Annotated in this window: 15 protein-coding genes; 7 read left to right on the top strand and 8 right to left on the bottom strand. The window is 46.9% G+C overall.

What is annotated here, in order from left to right:
- Positions 1 to 60: 60 nt before the first annotated feature.
- Together V7O63_RS02340 and V7O63_RS02335 are read right to left on the bottom strand one after the other, a co-directional pair.
- Complete coding sequence (locus V7O63_RS02340) at positions 61 to 273, bottom strand: type II toxin-antitoxin system HicA family toxin (protein WP_340819805.1); 213 nt, start codon at positions 271 to 273, stop codon at positions 61 to 63.
- Positions 266 to 472: a type II toxin-antitoxin system HicB family antitoxin gene (locus tag V7O63_RS02335; protein ID WP_340819804.1), complete on the bottom strand. Its 207-nt coding sequence runs from the start codon at positions 470 to 472 to the stop codon at positions 266 to 268. The genes V7O63_RS02340 and V7O63_RS02335 overlap by 8 nt, the downstream gene beginning before the upstream one ends.
- Before the next feature lie 236 nt (positions 473 to 708).
- Here V7O63_RS02335 and V7O63_RS02330 point away from each other — a divergent pair, with 236 nt between their 5' ends.
- Positions 709 to 1,263 carry a DUF3795 domain-containing protein gene (locus V7O63_RS02330; protein ID WP_340819802.1) on the top strand — a complete coding sequence of 185 codons (555 nt, stop codon included), beginning with the start codon at positions 709 to 711 and terminating at the stop codon, positions 1,261 to 1,263.
- A gap of 36 nt (positions 1,264 to 1,299) precedes the next feature.
- On the opposite strand, the gene V7O63_RS02325 is transcribed toward V7O63_RS02330, so the two are convergent.
- On the bottom strand, positions 1,300 to 1,962 hold the full coding sequence (locus V7O63_RS02325) for a hypothetical protein (protein WP_340819800.1): 663 nt from the start codon (positions 1,960 to 1,962) through the stop codon (positions 1,300 to 1,302).
- Between the two features lie 172 nt (positions 1,963 to 2,134).
- Positions 2,135 to 3,760 (bottom strand): DNA cytosine methyltransferase, encoded by a 1,626-nt coding sequence (locus V7O63_RS02320; protein WP_340819799.1) that lies wholly within the window; start codon positions 3,758 to 3,760, stop codon positions 2,135 to 2,137.
- An 85-nt stretch (positions 3,761 to 3,845) separates the two neighbouring features.
- Between V7O63_RS02320 and V7O63_RS02315 the strand changes: the two genes are divergently transcribed.
- Complete coding sequence (locus tag V7O63_RS02315) at positions 3,846 to 4,289, top strand: very short patch repair endonuclease (RefSeq protein ID WP_340819797.1); 444 nt, start codon at positions 3,846 to 3,848, stop codon at positions 4,287 to 4,289.
- Positions 4,290 to 4,323: 34 nt separating this feature from the next.
- On the opposite strand, the gene V7O63_RS02310 is transcribed toward V7O63_RS02315, so the two are convergent.
- The 4 genes from V7O63_RS02310 to hisI form a co-directional block, all read right to left on the bottom strand.
- Positions 4,324 to 6,060, bottom strand: a complete 1,737-nt coding sequence (locus tag V7O63_RS02310) for a hypothetical protein (RefSeq protein WP_340819795.1) — start codon at positions 6,058 to 6,060, stop codon at positions 4,324 to 4,326.
- A 110-nt stretch (positions 6,061 to 6,170) separates the two neighbouring features.
- A complete protein-coding gene (locus V7O63_RS02305) occupies positions 6,171 to 7,736 on the bottom strand; it encodes a hypothetical protein (protein WP_340819793.1) in 1,566 nt (521 codons plus the stop codon).
- A 91-nt stretch (positions 7,737 to 7,827) separates the two neighbouring features.
- Positions 7,828 to 9,669 carry a PINc/VapC family ATPase gene (locus V7O63_RS02300; RefSeq protein ID WP_340819791.1) on the bottom strand — a complete coding sequence of 614 codons (1,842 nt, stop codon included), beginning with the start codon at positions 9,667 to 9,669 and terminating at the stop codon, positions 7,828 to 7,830.
- A gap of 195 nt (positions 9,670 to 9,864) precedes the next feature.
- Positions 9,865 to 10,227, bottom strand: coding sequence for a phosphoribosyl-AMP cyclohydrolase (hisI, locus tag V7O63_RS02295; protein WP_340819789.1), 363 nt, complete (start codon positions 10,225 to 10,227; stop codon positions 9,865 to 9,867).
- A 97-nt stretch (positions 10,228 to 10,324) separates the two neighbouring features.
- Between hisI and V7O63_RS02290 the strand changes: the two genes are divergently transcribed.
- The 5 genes from V7O63_RS02290 (at position 10,325) to acs (ending at position 15,538) form a co-directional block, all read left to right on the top strand.
- Positions 10,325 to 11,089: an ATPase domain-containing protein gene (locus V7O63_RS02290; protein WP_340819787.1), complete on the top strand. Its 765-nt coding sequence runs from the start codon at positions 10,325 to 10,327 to the stop codon at positions 11,087 to 11,089.
- Between the two features lie 124 nt (positions 11,090 to 11,213).
- A complete protein-coding gene (locus V7O63_RS02285; RefSeq protein ID WP_340819786.1) occupies positions 11,214 to 12,425 on the top strand; it encodes a hypothetical protein in 1,212 nt (403 codons plus the stop codon).
- A gap of 144 nt (positions 12,426 to 12,569) precedes the next feature.
- Positions 12,570 to 12,899 (top strand): iron-sulfur cluster assembly accessory protein, encoded by a 330-nt coding sequence (locus V7O63_RS02280; protein ID WP_340819784.1) that lies wholly within the window; start codon positions 12,570 to 12,572, stop codon positions 12,897 to 12,899.
- Between the two features lie 49 nt (positions 12,900 to 12,948).
- The gene (locus V7O63_RS02275; protein WP_340819782.1) at positions 12,949 to 13,299 is read left to right on the top strand and encodes a nascent polypeptide-associated complex protein; all 351 of its coding nucleotides are present in this window, start codon (positions 12,949 to 12,951) and stop codon (positions 13,297 to 13,299) included.
- 349 nt (positions 13,300 to 13,648) lie between these two features.
- Positions 13,649 to 15,538 (top strand): acetate--CoA ligase, encoded by a 1,890-nt coding sequence (acs, locus tag V7O63_RS02270; RefSeq protein WP_340819780.1) that lies wholly within the window; start codon positions 13,649 to 13,651, stop codon positions 15,536 to 15,538.
- The last annotated feature ends 41 nt before the right edge of the window (positions 15,539 to 15,579 follow it).

The following is a 15,579-nucleotide window of genomic DNA, read 5'->3' as shown; positions in this document are numbered from 1 at the left end:
AAGCTGAAGATGTTTTCAAAAAAGTGTGTGTTGTTGGTGAAGGCTTAATGTTCCTTATTATCAGGTTCTTATGAACTCGTCGAGGTCAACATTAGCTTGTTTTAGAATGCTTTTCAAAGTTCCTTTTTTAAGGGGGTTGTGCAAAGGAACTGTGACGGTATCATTCCCCCGCTGCAAAAACACATGACTTCCTTTTTGCCTTACTACAACAAAACCGAGTTTCACCAGTATTTTTATAGTCTTCTGGCCGGAAATTGCTGGTAGTTCAGGCACTTGCAATCTCAACCTTAGTGATTTCGCCAAATACTTTTGCCTGTTCTTCCGTAACTTCAAGCACCAGTTCAATGGCTTCTTTAATGTTCTCTATTGCTTCCTTTCTGGTATCGCCCTCACTTATGGCTGCGGGGAGTTCCAGACAACGTGCAGTGTATCCACCTTCCTCAGCTGGCTCAAGAACGATTGTGTATTCCATATTTAATCATCAGCGGTTATTGTATATTAAATTGATTTTCATTGAAGTAATTTCGTGAGAACAGGTGAGCACAAATCCTATCCAAAATTGTGTTCATCCATCCGAAAGCCCCTTCTGATACTACTCGATTAGAAACTCCGGCGTATTCTCTGTGTTTTCCTTGTTTGATCACGTTTAAGATAAATTCCACCGAGCTAACAAAAATATTAAAAGTAGGCCGTACTTACTAACTACCCATGGAAATAAAATGCCCCGAAATAGGAATATGCGGGCTTTCCTGCAGGCTTTGTCCAAACTATCACATGAATACGAAAAGCCAGTGCCTGGGCTGCAAAAGCGATGGAAGGATGGCCGTAGGTTGTCCCTTTATCACCTGTGGAATAAAGAAAAAAGAACTTGAGTTCTGCTGGGATTGCAAAGAGAGTGAAACCTGTGAAAAATGGGAAAAACACAGGGAGCTTGGGAAAAAGCGTGATTCGTTCAAGTGTTATCAGAAACTTGAAGATGATATTGCCTTTATTCGGAAGAACGGGGTGACTGAATTTGAAATGTCTCAAAAGGCCAGAGAACAACTGCTAAAGGAAATGTTGCAGGAATTCAATGAAGGCCGTTCAAAGAGATATTATTGTATTGCATCAACCGTTTTAGAGATCGAGGAATTGAAAGAAGCTCTGGATGAAGCGAAAAAGAACTCAAAAGGACCAGACATCAAAGAAAGGTCCAGATCACTCCATTCGATCTTAGACGAAATTGCCACGCAGAAGAATTATTATTTGAAACTAAGGAAGTGACCGGGAATACAGGAACGATACTGCGAAAGGTTCATCCTACATATCCAAAGTGAAGCTCTTCTCAGCAAGTTCCAGCAGATGCTTCTTGTAGATGATCACATTAATTGGCTTCTCCTCTTTACCATCCTTTGAATAATAAATATGGAAGCCCCCATCCATGTCGATAAAGGGGAACTCGCCTCTCAGGTCCCTGTCCATGTATCGTCCATCTGTGCCACTTCTTCTGATCATCCTGTTGATCTCAACAGCATTTTCGGGGTACAATCCTCTCCTGGCTAAAAAAGCAAGTATCTTCTGTCTCTCAACAAGACAGCATTCAAGTTTGAGAATATCCTCCGGCCCGAAATATCTCTCCTTCTTTGCCCATATCCATGACAGCAGGTAATATCGTGTTTCTTTTGAGGTGTCATATAACCAGCCTGGTATCTCTTTGCCGCCGTTGCAGAAGCTCAGTTCAAAAGCGAAAGTGGGGAGGGATCCTTCTGAGACATCCGTCCTGACATGATCATGGGCGCATTTCACATCAACGGATGCAGCCGTGAGTCCATTGAAAAAAAGGTCACAATCCTTGCCTTTCAATTGATCGGACCTGTCATTGTACCATCTGACCGGTTCAGAGCAGATATCCGGATAGAGTCTTGACTCAAGGAGATCTATTATGGTCCTTTCTGTTCTCATATCGTAGATCCTGTTGGACATATGCATCTGTATATATGATGCACTACATTATAAAATAATTTAATTCAGCGATTTTTCTATAAATTGTATTAAAAAAATACGTACATACAATAAGCTAACGTTTAACGTAGATAGCAACAAAAAATAACCGTGGTTCGATGAACCACAATAAAAAGATACGAATTACCCGTTCTTAATCCAGGCACTCAACAAAATAATCACAGGCATACATACCCGCGATCACCCTCACAGGAACCCTGTCCCTGTCTATAGCGATCATCCTGTCGGAATTGTCCACAAAGGCATCCTCCTCAGGGAAATGCCTGTCCACAAGTTCCTTCATCATGTCCAGTGCCTGTTCCGGTGTGATGTACTCGCTCTCGCATCTGGCAACATAGGCCTCCTGAAGATGCGTATGGTCCATATCCAGTTCACTGAACATTTCATGAACGTCTTCTTTGAACCCATCGAAACCGGGAATCTGCTGGACCAGCCCTGTCATGTCACAGTCATCCGGGCTGCACTTCAGGGCATTCTTGCCACTTCCCTGATGCAGGATGCAGGACCATTTGATATCGCCTTTTTCAAAATCGGAGTCCTTATTGCTAAGCTCCACCCTGAATCCCCTTATCTTTATGTAGGGGATGTGGATCGCGAACTTTGCATCAGTTTTTTTCTTGTTCTCTGTCTTCAGCTTCCTCTTAGTGCCCCTGAGGTCCACGTTCGGTCTTGTATCCGGCAGCGGGATGAACTTCTCAGGCGGCTCGATACCTTCCTCTATGAGGATTGCCCTTGCAAGTGCAGAGGACAGGCGGGAGCATACTGCATTGCCCACAAGCCTGTACTTGGAACTCTCATTGTTGGCCTGGAACTGGTATGTGATCGGGAACGACATGAAAGAGGCGATTTCCCTGATGGTGGGCAGGCGATACCCGATATGTTCTCCATCCTCTCCCACAGCATCAAGTATCATGGCCTCTCTGGTAGACGCCGACATTGTAGCCATGACGGTCCTGCTCGGACGGTCCAGATCCTCAGGGAATGACATCTTCCCCATGAATCCGTGGTCCTCCTTCATCCTTCTGGCCTTCTTCCACTCGAACTCAGCCACACGCGTGTCATAGAAATGGTCGGTCAGTGAATCAGCCGGCACGGACAGGTCATAGCTCGGGTCGCTTATGGTTCCGCTATGGTCCTTCTCAAAAGGATTCCTCAAAGCCTCAAGCACCTGTCGTGTGGTGGTGAATTCGGACTCATCACTGCATGTGGGTTCCGGGAGAGGGAAATCCCCGCAAACGAATCTCTTCCTTGCCTGAGGTGCGCCATAGTACGCTGCATTGAACACCTCTTTCCTCTCAACAATAAGGTCATCCCCGCTTCCCGGAAGTCCGAGTTCCTTCCACGTGTATCTGTCCTTAACATAGTTCCCTGCATTGGGGACGTTCTCCAGCAACCAGTACTTTAGCTGGCCCTTGCTCTTCTTCCACGCGATTATCCTTAGATATGCTTCGATAAGCTGGATACCAAGGCTCTTATCGGCTTTTCCTGCTTTGTTAGAACCGGAGAACGAGACACAGGGAGGACTTCCGATAAGCACGTCCACGTCAGGAACGAATTCGTCTATCTTCTCCGGGGTATCGAGTTCAAGGATATCCATCCTGACCGCATTGCAATCCGGATGGTTGAGATGATGTGTATCAATGGCAGGCTGCCAGCTATCAAGGGCAAAGAGCAGTTCAAAACCGTTCTGTCTGAATCCTTCCGAGAATCCACCGCCCCCGCAGAAGAAATCTGCCGCTGTCAGTCGCCTTTTGGTCATGCTCCATGAAATGACCTTTAGAAATATAACACCTTCGATCCAATAGGGTTGCCTTTTATACCTCCGCCACAAATATTCTGACAACATGTATATCAGAGACGGCCGTGCCCCCATCCCCGAGTCCGAGACCACATCCAGAGTGATGAGCGCGAACACCGGGAAGAACACCAAACCCGAGATCATCTTCAGGAAGGCACTGAGGGAAGTAGGCATCCCGGGATATCGTCTTCACTGGAAGAAGGTGCCAGGCAGGCCTGATATCGCCTATCCCGGAAAGAAGATAGCCATCTTCGTTCATGGCTGTTATTGGCATCGCTGCCCACACTGTGACCTGCCTCTCCCCAGATCAAATACCGATTTCTGGGCTGAGAAGTTCAGGAAGAACAAAGAAAGGGACGCAAAGAAAAAAGCAGCTCTTGAAGCTGAAGGCTGGGACGTGATGGTCTTCTGGGAGTGCCAGATAAAGAAAGATGCTATCGCATGTGCTGAGAGCGCAAAGGAACTGTTCGACAGCAAGTCAAAGAAGTAAAAGAACTATTTCTCCTTCTTTCTCGCCGCTTTCCTCATGGGTAGAGATATATCGTTTCCTCAGTTCCGTAAGATGAAGGTGTGACTATTTCAGTGCTTACAAGTGTTCCTGTTTCTCCCTTTATTATTATACTCACAGTAGTTCCCGGTCCGATATCAAGTCCTGACCTTTCAAGTCCTGAGGACACATCAATTCCCCTGAGCTTGTAGTATCCGCCAGATGCGGCTGAGTCAGAGCTCGTTGACACAAGGGCTGCTATGTGGTCCCCTGCATTCATGATTGGCTTGGTCTGCGAGAATGATGAGTCGCTGTCATGGACTACCTCAGCAGTGAAATAGTTCTCAGCGTTCCCTGAAGTGGTGAGGAGTCTCCTGAGGTTCTTTGGAGAATACTCGGTCATAGTACCGAAGGAATCATCGCTTCCTGCATAGACAAGTTCATTGGTATTCGTCCCGTCACTCACGAATATCCTCATCCCTGTCATATCAATGGGCACACTGCCACTGTTCAGACCGACCTTCACCCACAGGAGGTCGATGGTATCGGACATGTCAGAAGCAGAGTTCTTCGCCCTGTTCCCATAAATGTATTTTATGTACATGCTGGGAGCTTCTCCCTGAGTTGTCTGGGTGCTCGCAACAATGGATGCCTGTGTGGAAGGATATATTGTGTTGTCATCGCCTGAACCATCAATGAACAGTGTGCTATCCAGCAGATAACCTGCCAGAAATGCAGCGAATACCAGCATGAGAGGCATCAGCAGCTTCTTTTTGCTGCTCTTTGGATCGCCCGGGTCTGAACCGGAGGCTACTGTCTTTCTCCGCTCCTCATCTTTTTTCCTGGTCTTGATCTCTTCCATATATGCATCGTACTTCTGGTCGACCACCTCATTTTCCGCTGGAACTGCTGCAGCCGCAGGTATAGATGGTGGACCCGGCCTGATCTCGCTTCTCTGCACAACGCTGTCCTGTATGTTGACAGAACCGCTGCCGGGTCCTGTGGAGAAATTTGTTCTCTGAACCACTGAATCGATGATATTGATGACCTGTTCGTTCCTTATGATCCCTATCTCCTTTGCTGAGTTGACTGTATTGACAAGGTGTTTCAGCTCAAAGACGATCTCATTGAGGAACCCATGTATCCCGTGGGTCTTATCCGAGACCGCCCGGCACATTATCTGAGTGAGTCCTTCGTTCTCTTTAACAAGGACCGTGAGCAGGTAGTATGCCTTCTCACCTATGGACTCACCTGAGAAATAGATGATATTGCCTTCGTTGACAGGATAGTTATCCACAATATAGAGGCGTGTGGAACATGTCTGCATCAAAAAAGAGATTATCTCTTCGGCACCTATTCCTTCGAAGTTCATTCCAGTTTCTATGGAGTGACCCTTCTCAGTGAGATTGAGGAATTCTTTCCTCGTTGTTGGTTTTGCCCGCAGGAAAGGACATACACAATGTACCTCCTTTGGCCGCATGCTGACCATATGCTTCTCCCATTTATGGTCACGATAACTGATGGTTGCCTCGATGTTCTCTTTGTGGACGCAACCAAGTGGTTTCAAAATGAACTTTGCAGTCCTCGGTATGGTCGGCGGGATGTTGTCCAGTTTCTGTATCCTGTCTCCCTGTAAGCTGAAAAGTGACTCGTTGTGATCAAGGATGACCTGTACGTCTGATATCACAAGATCACTATCATTGGTTACCCTGACCCCGAACATCACATCATTGTTGGGGAGGGTCTCATACCCGCGTTTAATGCCAATACCCATACAATAAAATGTAAAATGTTTTTATATTTATTATTTATGTAAAAATGAGGACTTTCTGTTATATGATGTGTGCGATCTTAGTCTGTAAGGAAGTTACAGGCTGAATTTTATCACTCTTCGGCCCGGGTCACAAATGGTTCAGTGAACGATATCTGTGTGATCGCCCACCCTTGTTCCGAATCCTGCAACAGGAAGAAAATTGGCATAACCTCTATATCTTCCTCTTTTCCATAGGAATCTAAAATAGCAACAGTACATTCGACATCCACAACAGCAATGTCATCTGCAACATCCTTTGACAGGACTTCTATCTGCCTGATGCTTCCTCCCTCGATCCCTCTGTTTGTGAAGATCATCTGGACGCTCGCAACTGCAAGGAAGTCCTTTCCCTGACACATGCTGAAAGCAGTATGGAAGTCACTATTATTCACTGCATTCAGGAAATCTATGGTCACAGATTCGGCAGGAACAGGTCCCGCAGGGATAGAACCGCCGAGGCTTTCCATTATAAAAGGATTATTTACAGCAAATCCCATGAGAAGGGTCAGGACAATAAGAGAGACCATTGCATTTATGACCAGTTTTTTCTTATTTCTTACTGGTTTTGTCTCTTTCGTTCTTTTCCTTGATGGAGATGTCATTCCACGGAACTTTCTTATTTTTCTGTCCTCATCCCCTGTCCTTTGAGTATTGCTTGGAAGGACTACAGCCTCTTTCTTTTCTATATCAATGGTCTTGCCTTTTACCTCTCTCAGGTATGCATCATACATTCTGGCAACATCTTCTTCCTCTTCAGAACCACTTCTGTGGTTCATACTACCAGATCCTACTGACTGTCTCGTTCCTGCTCTGGTTCCGGGGGGGACACTATTTCGTCTGCTAATTTGCCTGTTCCTGCTGCCTGCACGGTTATCAGTTTCATGTACAACGGGATTCCCTATGCTGATAACATGTTCTTTCTTTATGGTGCCGGTGTCTTTTGCAGAATTCACGTTACTGACAAACTTCCTGAGTTCAGGAACGATCTCATTCAGGAACTCCTGTGTCTCATTTGTTCTGTCTGATGCTGCCCTGAACATGACCTGTGTCTGTCCGTGTTCCTCTCTGACAAGTGCCTTTAACAGGTAGCAGACTTCTTTATCTGTAGACTCGGCTGAAAAATAGATGACATTGCCCTGTTCTGTCTTACTTCCATCTACAATATGGAAACGGTTTCGAGACATCTGTATAAGGGATGATGTGATCTTTTCAACACCGATGTCTTCAAAGTTAATTCCGGTCTCTATCGGGTCCCAGGCTTTGAAATATTCCAGGAATTCATTTCTGGCCATTGGTCTGGGACGGAGGAATGGGTAGATACAATGAACTTCTTCTGATCTGACAGTTATAGTATGCTTTTCCCATCTGTGGTCCCGATAGGTCAGGTTTGCTTCGATGTTATCCATGTGGATACACCCAAGTGGCTTTAGTATGAACTCCGATGTTCTTGTGATGGCGGGTGGAATAAGCCCCAGTCTCTGACTGCTCTCTCCCTGCAACTCGAAAAATGATTCGGTGTGATCAATTGTTACATGAACGTTGGAGATGACCAGGTCCGTGTTGTTTGTGACCTTTACTTTAAAAGCTAGATTATTGTCTGGAAGTATCTCGTAGTCACATTTGACGTCAATTTCCATTTCTGAGTAAAATTAATTATTTCCAAATATATATAGCTTTGGAAAATGACAGTGAAGTAATTTTCATGAAGGAGCTAAAAAGGTAAGGAGGTCATACCTCCTTCACCCAGATGACCTCTCCCTCTCTCATAGCATCCAGAATATCATAGGCCAGTTCAGAATCCGCCCTCACCTTGATGTCTCCGTGCCTGCCGATGGTTGCTGAGAATAGGAATCCTTCGCCTGCATAGACCTCCACATCACGTCCGGACGCATCAGGAATGTTCAGTATGACATGCTTCTTCGAGCGTTCGATTATCGGGTGATGTTCCCTGTTCTCACGCATCTTGCGTTCCTCACCTGATTCGAACTTGCGTACATCGATATGAATGCCCAGTGCCCTCTCAATATCAGCGATCGTCTTGCCGCCTTTTCCTATTATCTTTGGAAGGTCCTTGTCCTTCACATGGACAAGGGCACGGTTATCAGATGTCATCTCGACCTCTACAGGTCCGCTTGCATAGCTGCTGATGAAGTCCTTTACCTCACTTTCAGCGAGCTTCCATGAAGGGCTTCTCTGCTGTTCATTTCCGAGGGGCATGACAACGACCTGTTCTCCGTAGGTGTAGATCTCGAACTCGCTCTTTCCTGTCTCAAGGTCAGATACAAGGATGACCGGTCTTGCGAGGTCCGCTTCCATCATACCGGCAGGAACCTTTACGGTGAACTCGAGCACCTGCACCTTGGCGATCTCTCCCTTGTCGATGAATATCACAGTATCAACAACCTGTGGTATCACACCAAGCTCCACCCTGCCGATAAGTCTCTGGATGGCATCAACTGCGCGGTTCGCATGGACAACACCTAACATACCCACGCCTGCCAGTCTCATATCCGCGAATATCTCGAAATCCTTTGTCTTGCGTACCTCGTCATAGATGGTATAATCAGGACGAACAAGCAGGAGCACATCAGCAGTGTTCTCAAGGCTGCCGTCAAGAGGTGCATATTGTGTGATCTCCTGAGGTACCTGCAGGTCACGTGGTGATTCCATTGTCTTGACGACGAATCCTTTGTCGTTCAGGTATGTAGCAACCCCGGCTGCAAATGTGGATTTTCCCGCTCCGGGTGGTCCTGCAATCAATATTCCTCTCTGGGTTCGTATCCTTTCCTTCAGTACATCGCTCAGACGGTACTGTTCAAGTGACACAGATGCTATCGGTCTTACAATGGTGATCTCTATGTCATCTGAAAAAGGCGGGTTGGATATGGCTATCCTCATGTTCCTGATCTGGAGTACCGTTGCACCGTTGAACGACATCTCACTGAAAGATTCAAGGTCGGAACGTGCTCTTTCCAGCAGTTCTCTGGATATCATTTTGAGTTCGCCGTATGTGCAGGGCTCGTCCCTTATCTTCTCATATTTGACATTCCCGATGGACCCTCTCTTGGCCATTGGGGACACCTTGTGTTTCAGATGCACTGACATCGTGTCAGGTGTGAAGAACTCATCCACCAGCAGCGGACCGAACTCCTCCATTGGAGGTTTCTCGAAGTCCACATCCAGTCCCTTTGCCTTTGCAACAAGTGACTGGACCCTGTCCCCGGTTACGAACTTTGCTTTAAGTTCCTCTGCTGTTCCTCTGATAAGGGCATCTATCTCGCCGCCCTTTGCGAGCCTGACCTGATCGGGATTCGGCCTGAGTCCTGTGAAGAATAATCCGATGTTGCCTTTCTCTGCATAACGCTGGAGTTCCTGCACCTCCTCCAGTCCTTTGTATCCTATCTCAAGTCCCCTGTTGGCCTGTGCTTCCAGTTCGGCCATAACAGCTTCAGGTATATGAATATCAACGTCCCCAAGTTCACCATTGCGTATCCTTCCTGAAAGGATCCCATCGATGACTGCACTTGTGTCAGGGACGACTATCTGCCTGTTGTCCATACTCTCTTCCATGGTCATAAATAGGCTGCCTGACTATATAATCAAGTCGCCAGGCCGCAGGTTTTCTTCAAAAGGAGGAATGGCAGAATAACTCTCTTTAATTGGAGAAATTGGAGTTACAGTTGAAAATAAAACAAAGCCCGCTAATGTAGAGTAAATAAAATAGGATCTGGCATGTTTATTATGAGTGTAACTAAAGTCACACTCCTAGTAGACATCCTCGGGGTCGAACACCTTCTCTCCGACAAGTTTGTCGTCAATTGTCCTGTAGAAACAGGACCTGTATCCAGTGTGGCAGGCTCCGCCAGCCTGTTCTACCAGAAGCAGGAGTGCATCCATGTCGCAGTCCACCCTGATCTCTATGACCTTCTGCATGTGGCCTGAACTTTCTCCTTTCTTCCATAAGCTCTGTCTGCTGCGGCTCCAGTAGTGGACTATGCCGGTATCGATCGTCCTTTCCACAGCTTCCCTGTTCATGAAGGCACACATGAGTACTTCTTTTGTATCATTGTCCTGTGCGATCGCCTGTATGAGGCCGTTATCATACTTCAGCTCGTCAGGTTTTATCATGGGTATCACTAATTGCTATATACTATAAAATACTATTATCTATCATTATTAATATAATTGGTATCAAAATAATAGACTTATCACAGGGGTGCAATTAATGGATTATAGTTTTGATGGTACTGGCGGATACAGGATCCCGACAGGTATAGGAGGACTCGATGTACAACTTGGTGGAGGCGTGCCTCCTGGAGCAACGATACTCATTCTTGCAGAGCCTGGTGCCAATTCTGATATGTTCGCCCAGCAATTCGTCTATGGCGGGCTTTTGAACGATGAGGATGTATTCTATTTCACCTCCGAGCATCCTGCAAAGGAGATCGTCCAGGAGATGGAGGATATGAAATGGGATGTAGAGAAGTACATGGAGGATGGGACCCTTGAATTTGTGGATGCTTACGTTCCCCGTTTCTACAATGTTCTTCCAAAGGAGTACACCAGTGATCTGTCTGCAAAGGATTTCCTTAAGAAAGGAATTGATTCCATGGGTCTCCTTAAGGCCACAGCGATGCAGACAAGGGACCGAAAATACAGAGGTGTGATAGATTCCATATCATACTTCCTGCGTGCCTATAATCTCAACAGTGTCGTCGAGGTCATAGAGATGATCTCTTCCATAGGTAAAGCGACCGGAGCTATCCACCTTATACTGATGACAGGCGGGATGCATGACTCCGTTACCGAGAACACACTGCGTCATATCTGCGATGGTGTCATCGAGTTCAGGATAAGGGAACGTGGAAGCGAGATCGAGCGCACCATAATGATACGCAAGATGCGTGGGATGATCGTTCCTAACCGTACGATCTCATACATGGTGACCCAGAAGGGTATAGAGCTTGAGACCACGACACGTGTTCTCTGACCCTGTCATGTCCCTGTAAAGGGAGCATGCTCCTATTACTTTCTCATTTTTATTTACAGAAAACTATTTTACTTAACCGGCAAAATGGATAATGATCATAATGAAACAGGACTTAGTGCGAATTTTGAGGGATATTTTCACTTCATCAGGTTATGATGTTACCGAATCTTTCAGGTATGACCTTGTTGCGGAAAAGAATGGTTTGAAGACCTTTATCAAGCTTACAGACGACCCTGATATCTCAGATATCAATGATTTTGCAAGCCAGATATCAGGCGGGAATGGTCTCTATGTCGTTGCCGGTGATGTGTCTGATCAGATAATTGGTCAGGCAGCAGCTTCGGGTATAGGTATCTGGGGCCGCGACGATATCGCTTTGAAGATCGGCAGGGCAGTACTTGCTGATATGGAAGGTACCACTGCGGAACTGGACCTGCTTGAGACAGTTGTCAAAAAGCCGGTCAGCAAGGTGGATGAGGTTGCACAGGAGGCCATCAATGCCATATTCGGAACCGGCAAGTCCAGTCTTGTTGAAGAGAAGGCATTCGAGGAACCGGCAGTCTCACTTGCAGAAAAACCACCTGTACAGCATACGGAACGCGTGGCTGAGGTGAAATTCTATCGTCCGGGTGCCATGTCCTCTGCGCAGCCACCTGTTGAGCAGGATGTTGAGTTCATACCAAATGTTCCTGAACCTGTTGTGCAGGAGGTCCGTGAAGAACCACCGGTGCCTGTGACTTCAGCGGCACCCGTGAACAGAGCAATGGATGATCATATTGTCATGAGTCTTCACTCGGCACCTGTAAATATCTCACAGGAACGTGCATTCTCCATTTCAACTCCTCATGTACGTGGGGCCAATGTCGCCGTGCTGAAATTCGTACCGTTCTGGAAGTACAGTTATTCCCTGAATGTCGAGCACCGCTACAGGTCAAAGATCATCGATATCTCTGGTGATGGGTCAGGTTGCCTTAATGCGCTTAACGGAAATGTCGAGACCATGCACCTTGATGATATCCAGAGTACGGTATCTGTCCCGAATGTGGAATATGATGTGAAGATACCTGTGACCACCGAGCAGGAAGCCACAAGACAGCTTCTTGATATGATCATAGAGGAATACACACGTGACCTGCGTTTCGATGCAACCAAAGGGGATGCAATTATCTCTGAGCATAAACAGTTTAAGCCAGCAGAGTCAGATATCAACCTGCAGAATGAACTTGTCTATGTGCCAATATGGGAGATAAAAGGTCAGCGTAATTCTGTGGAGGTCAATGCCTACAGTGGCGAGGTCCTGCAGAATCCGGTTGACGACGACGTAGAGTTTGTATGATCCTCCAGGTTTCATGATGGGCACAGAAAGTTCGTATACGTACGAATAGTTTATATATCAAAAACACATATAAGGGATTACCCGGTAGTCACCTTTACTAATTCGTTAATCAACCTATTTCAAATAAATAATGAGGTATCAATAATGGTAGAAGTAACTGACAATGCAGCAGCTGAATTGAAATCACTGCTTGAAGAACAGGACAAGAAGGATGTAGCTCTCAGGGTTTTCGTTGCAGGTATGAGCTGCTGCGGTGTGCAGTATGGAATGTCACTTGAGGATGAGATCAGCGAAGACCACGATATCGTAGTAGAGGAGAAAGGTCTTAAGATAGTCATGAACAAGGACGATTCAGAGGGTCTTAAGGATGCAAAGATCGACTACGTGGACGGTCCATCAGGAAAGGGTTTCATCATCGACAACCAGAACGGCGGCGGATGCAACACCTCATCATGCGGTGGCGGCTGCTGCTAAGCAACCTATTCACGATAACATTACTGGGTAATTCATAACAGGTGATAATATGTTTCCGGGAATTGGTGGCAGGGGTATGAACCCCGCAAAGGTCAAGCAGATGATGAAGCAGATGGGTATCAACATCACCGATATCGATGATGTCGAACAGGTCATTATCAGGACACCTGAGAAGGACATCGTTTTTAACGATGCCAATGTCTCTATAATGAACGCTCAGGGCGTGGATACCTATCAGGTAGTCGGCACTCCGGAAGAAGTCGCCAGGGAATTGCAGATTCCCGATGATGATGTGAGGCTCGTTGCAGAGCAGACAGGTGTCTCTGAGGACCAGGCACGTGAAGCATTGAAGAATGCTAACGGTGACCTTGCAGAGGCAATTCTGGCCCTCTCATCATAATTCTTTTTTATTTTCGGTTTTTTCCTGTAGTCACATATATCTCTTTTGATGTTGTTTTTGCCTCACAGCTTTGCATTTGTTAATCAGTTCACGCTGTAAACTGCTTTTAAGAGACCAAAACAGGTATATATGAATATCATGATTATACGTGATAATTGAAACCTTCCTGTTCAAGTTACAGGCCTTTTTCAAGAAGGTCCCTCTCATGTCCCGGGGTTCCTGCGGGAACCTTTGTTTGTTCTTCAAAATGACATGATGCGGTTGCCAAAACGAATTGATCCGAATGTCCCTGAGATAGTTCGGGGTCATGGAAGAAATATCATAGATAATAATGACAAATGGTGATAGCATGTCTGAGAATTTTGATGTAAAGCTGGATAGTAAAAGCTACCTGCCTGATCCTTCTGTAAAGGAGGATTCATGGATACAGGATTATGAAACTGCCTATAATGAGTTCCTGAAAGACCCGGAGAAACACTGGGAGAACGTTGCAGAGGAACTCGAATGGTTCGAGAAATGGGATAAAGTGAAGGAATGGGAGCACCCATATGCAAAATGGTTCACGGGTGCAAAGCTCAATGTCACACATAACTGCCTTGACAGGCATGTGCTCAACGGTAAGAGGAACAAGGTGGCCCTTATCTGGGTGGGCGATGACGGAGAGGAACAGATCCTCACATACCGCCAGCTCTACCGTGAGGTCATGAGGTTCGCCAACGGTCTGAAGTCCCTTGGTGTTGAGAAGGGTGACAGGGTATGTATATACATGCCTCTTGTTCCTGAGCAGATCATTGCAATGCTTGCATGTGCACGTATCGGTGCGGTCCACAGTGTGGTCTTCGGTGGTTTCGGAGCCAATGCACTGCATTCAAGGATAAAGGATGCGCAGGCAAAGATCGTCATCACGGCAGATGCGACCCTCAGGCGTGGAAAGCGTATCGACCTCAAGACCCTTGTGGATGAAGCTGTCGTCAATTCATCATCCGTTGAGAAGATCGTCGTCCTCAGGAGGATGACTCCCCAGATAGAGCTCTTCTCTGAGATCGAGGTTGATTTCTATGAGATCATGGAGGATGTGGAGAAAGAGTGCGAACCTGAGGTCATGGATTCTGAGGACCCGCTTTTCATACTCTACACCAGCGGGACCACCGGACCTGCAAAGGGAATCGTTCATGCATGTGGTGGCTACATGGTGGGCACCTACTACACCACCAAGAACATGTTCGACCTGAAGGACAATGATGTCATGTGGTGTACCGCAGATCCCGGATGGATCACAGGTCACAGTTACATCGTCTACGGTCCGCTCTCCATGGGCGCTACGATAATGATTTCCGAGACAACACCGGATTATCCGGACCCCGGTGTCTGGTGGAGCATGGTGGAGGAGTTCGATGTCACGATTCTCTACACGGCACCTACAGCTATCCGTATGTTCATGAGGATGGGTGAGGAATGGCCTGAGAAGTACAACCTCAGTTCCCTGCGTATACTGGGATCTGTCGGTGAACCGCTCAACCCGGAGGCTTTCGAGTGGTACTTCCGTGTCATAGGTAAGGAGAAATGTCCGATCCTTGATACGTGGTGGCAGACCGAGACTGGTATGCACATGCTGACAACAGCAGTTGGCGAACCCATGAAGCCCGGATTTGCAGGCAGACCTGTCCCCGGTGTCATTGCGGATGTTGTTGATGAGAACGGTGAACCTGTCCCGGCAGGAACAGGTGGTTTCCTTGTCATCAAGGAACCGTGGCCTTCCATGATGAGGACCGTCTACAATAACGATGAGAGATACCGCCAGTACTGGAGCACCATCGGCAATTACTATGCAGCCGGTGACCTTGCTGTTAAGGATGAGGACGGATACATCATGATCCTCGGACGTTCCGATGATGTCCTGATAGTTGCAGGCCACAATATCGGCAGTGCAGAGGTGGAGAGTGCCCTTGTCTCACATGAGGCTGTGGCAGAGGCTGCTGTTATCGGCAAACCCGACCCGCTCAAGGGAGATTCCATCAAGGCGTTCATCATCCTGCGTATGGGCTTCGAGGCAAGTGCAAAGCTCAAGACCGATCTCGTCTACCATGTAAGGATGAACCTCGGTCCTATAGCCATGCCATCTGAGATCGAGTTCGTGGAATCACTTCCAAAGACCCGAAGCGGCAAGATCATGCGCCGCCTTCTGAAAGCACAGGAACTCGGCCAGGACCCCGGAGACGTTTCAACACTGGAGGACTGATCTCCTCCTTTCATTTTCTTTTTTGAACCTGATATTTATTA

This window comes from Methanolobus sp. WCC4 (assembly GCF_038022665.1).
GTDB lineage: Archaea > Halobacteriota > Methanosarcinia > Methanosarcinales > Methanosarcinaceae > Methanolobus.
The sequence above is the reverse complement of the archived record's forward strand: the minus strand, read 5'-3'. Positions and strand labels throughout refer to the sequence as shown.

Bases quoted from the DNA above. Each gene is read 5' to 3' on its own strand.
- V7O63_RS02335 (WP_340819804.1), bottom strand. From the start codon at position 472: ATGGAATACACAATCGTTCTTGAGCCAGCTGAGGAAGGTGGATACACT.
- V7O63_RS02330 (WP_340819802.1), top strand. From the start codon at position 709: ATGGAAATAAAATGCCCCGAAATAGGAATATGCGGGCTTTCCTGCAGG.
- V7O63_RS02325 (WP_340819800.1), bottom strand. From the start codon at position 1,962: ATGTCCAACAGGATCTACGATATGAGAACAGAAAGGACCATAATAGAT.
- V7O63_RS02320 (WP_340819799.1), bottom strand. From the start codon at position 3,760: ATGACCAAAAGGCGACTGACAGCGGCAGATTTCTTCTGCGGGGGCGGT.
- V7O63_RS02315 (WP_340819797.1), top strand. From the start codon at position 3,846: ATGTATATCAGAGACGGCCGTGCCCCCATCCCCGAGTCCGAGACCACA.
- V7O63_RS02310 (WP_340819795.1), bottom strand. From the start codon at position 6,060: ATGGGTATTGGCATTAAACGCGGGTATGAGACCCTCCCCAACAATGAT.
- V7O63_RS02305 (WP_340819793.1), bottom strand. From the start codon at position 7,736: ATGGAAATTGACGTCAAATGTGACTACGAGATACTTCCAGACAATAAT.
- V7O63_RS02300 (WP_340819791.1), bottom strand. From the start codon at position 9,669: ATGGAAGAGAGTATGGACAACAGGCAGATAGTCGTCCCTGACACAAGT.
- hisI (WP_340819789.1), bottom strand. From the start codon at position 10,227: ATGATAAAACCTGACGAGCTGAAGTATGATAACGGCCTCATACAGGCG.
- V7O63_RS02290 (WP_340819787.1), top strand. From the start codon at position 10,325: ATGGATTATAGTTTTGATGGTACTGGCGGATACAGGATCCCGACAGGT.
- V7O63_RS02280 (WP_340819784.1), top strand. From the start codon at position 12,570: ATGGTAGAAGTAACTGACAATGCAGCAGCTGAATTGAAATCACTGCTT.
- V7O63_RS02275 (WP_340819782.1), top strand. From the start codon at position 12,949: ATGTTTCCGGGAATTGGTGGCAGGGGTATGAACCCCGCAAAGGTCAAG.
- acs (WP_340819780.1), top strand. From the start codon at position 13,649: ATGTCTGAGAATTTTGATGTAAAGCTGGATAGTAAAAGCTACCTGCCT.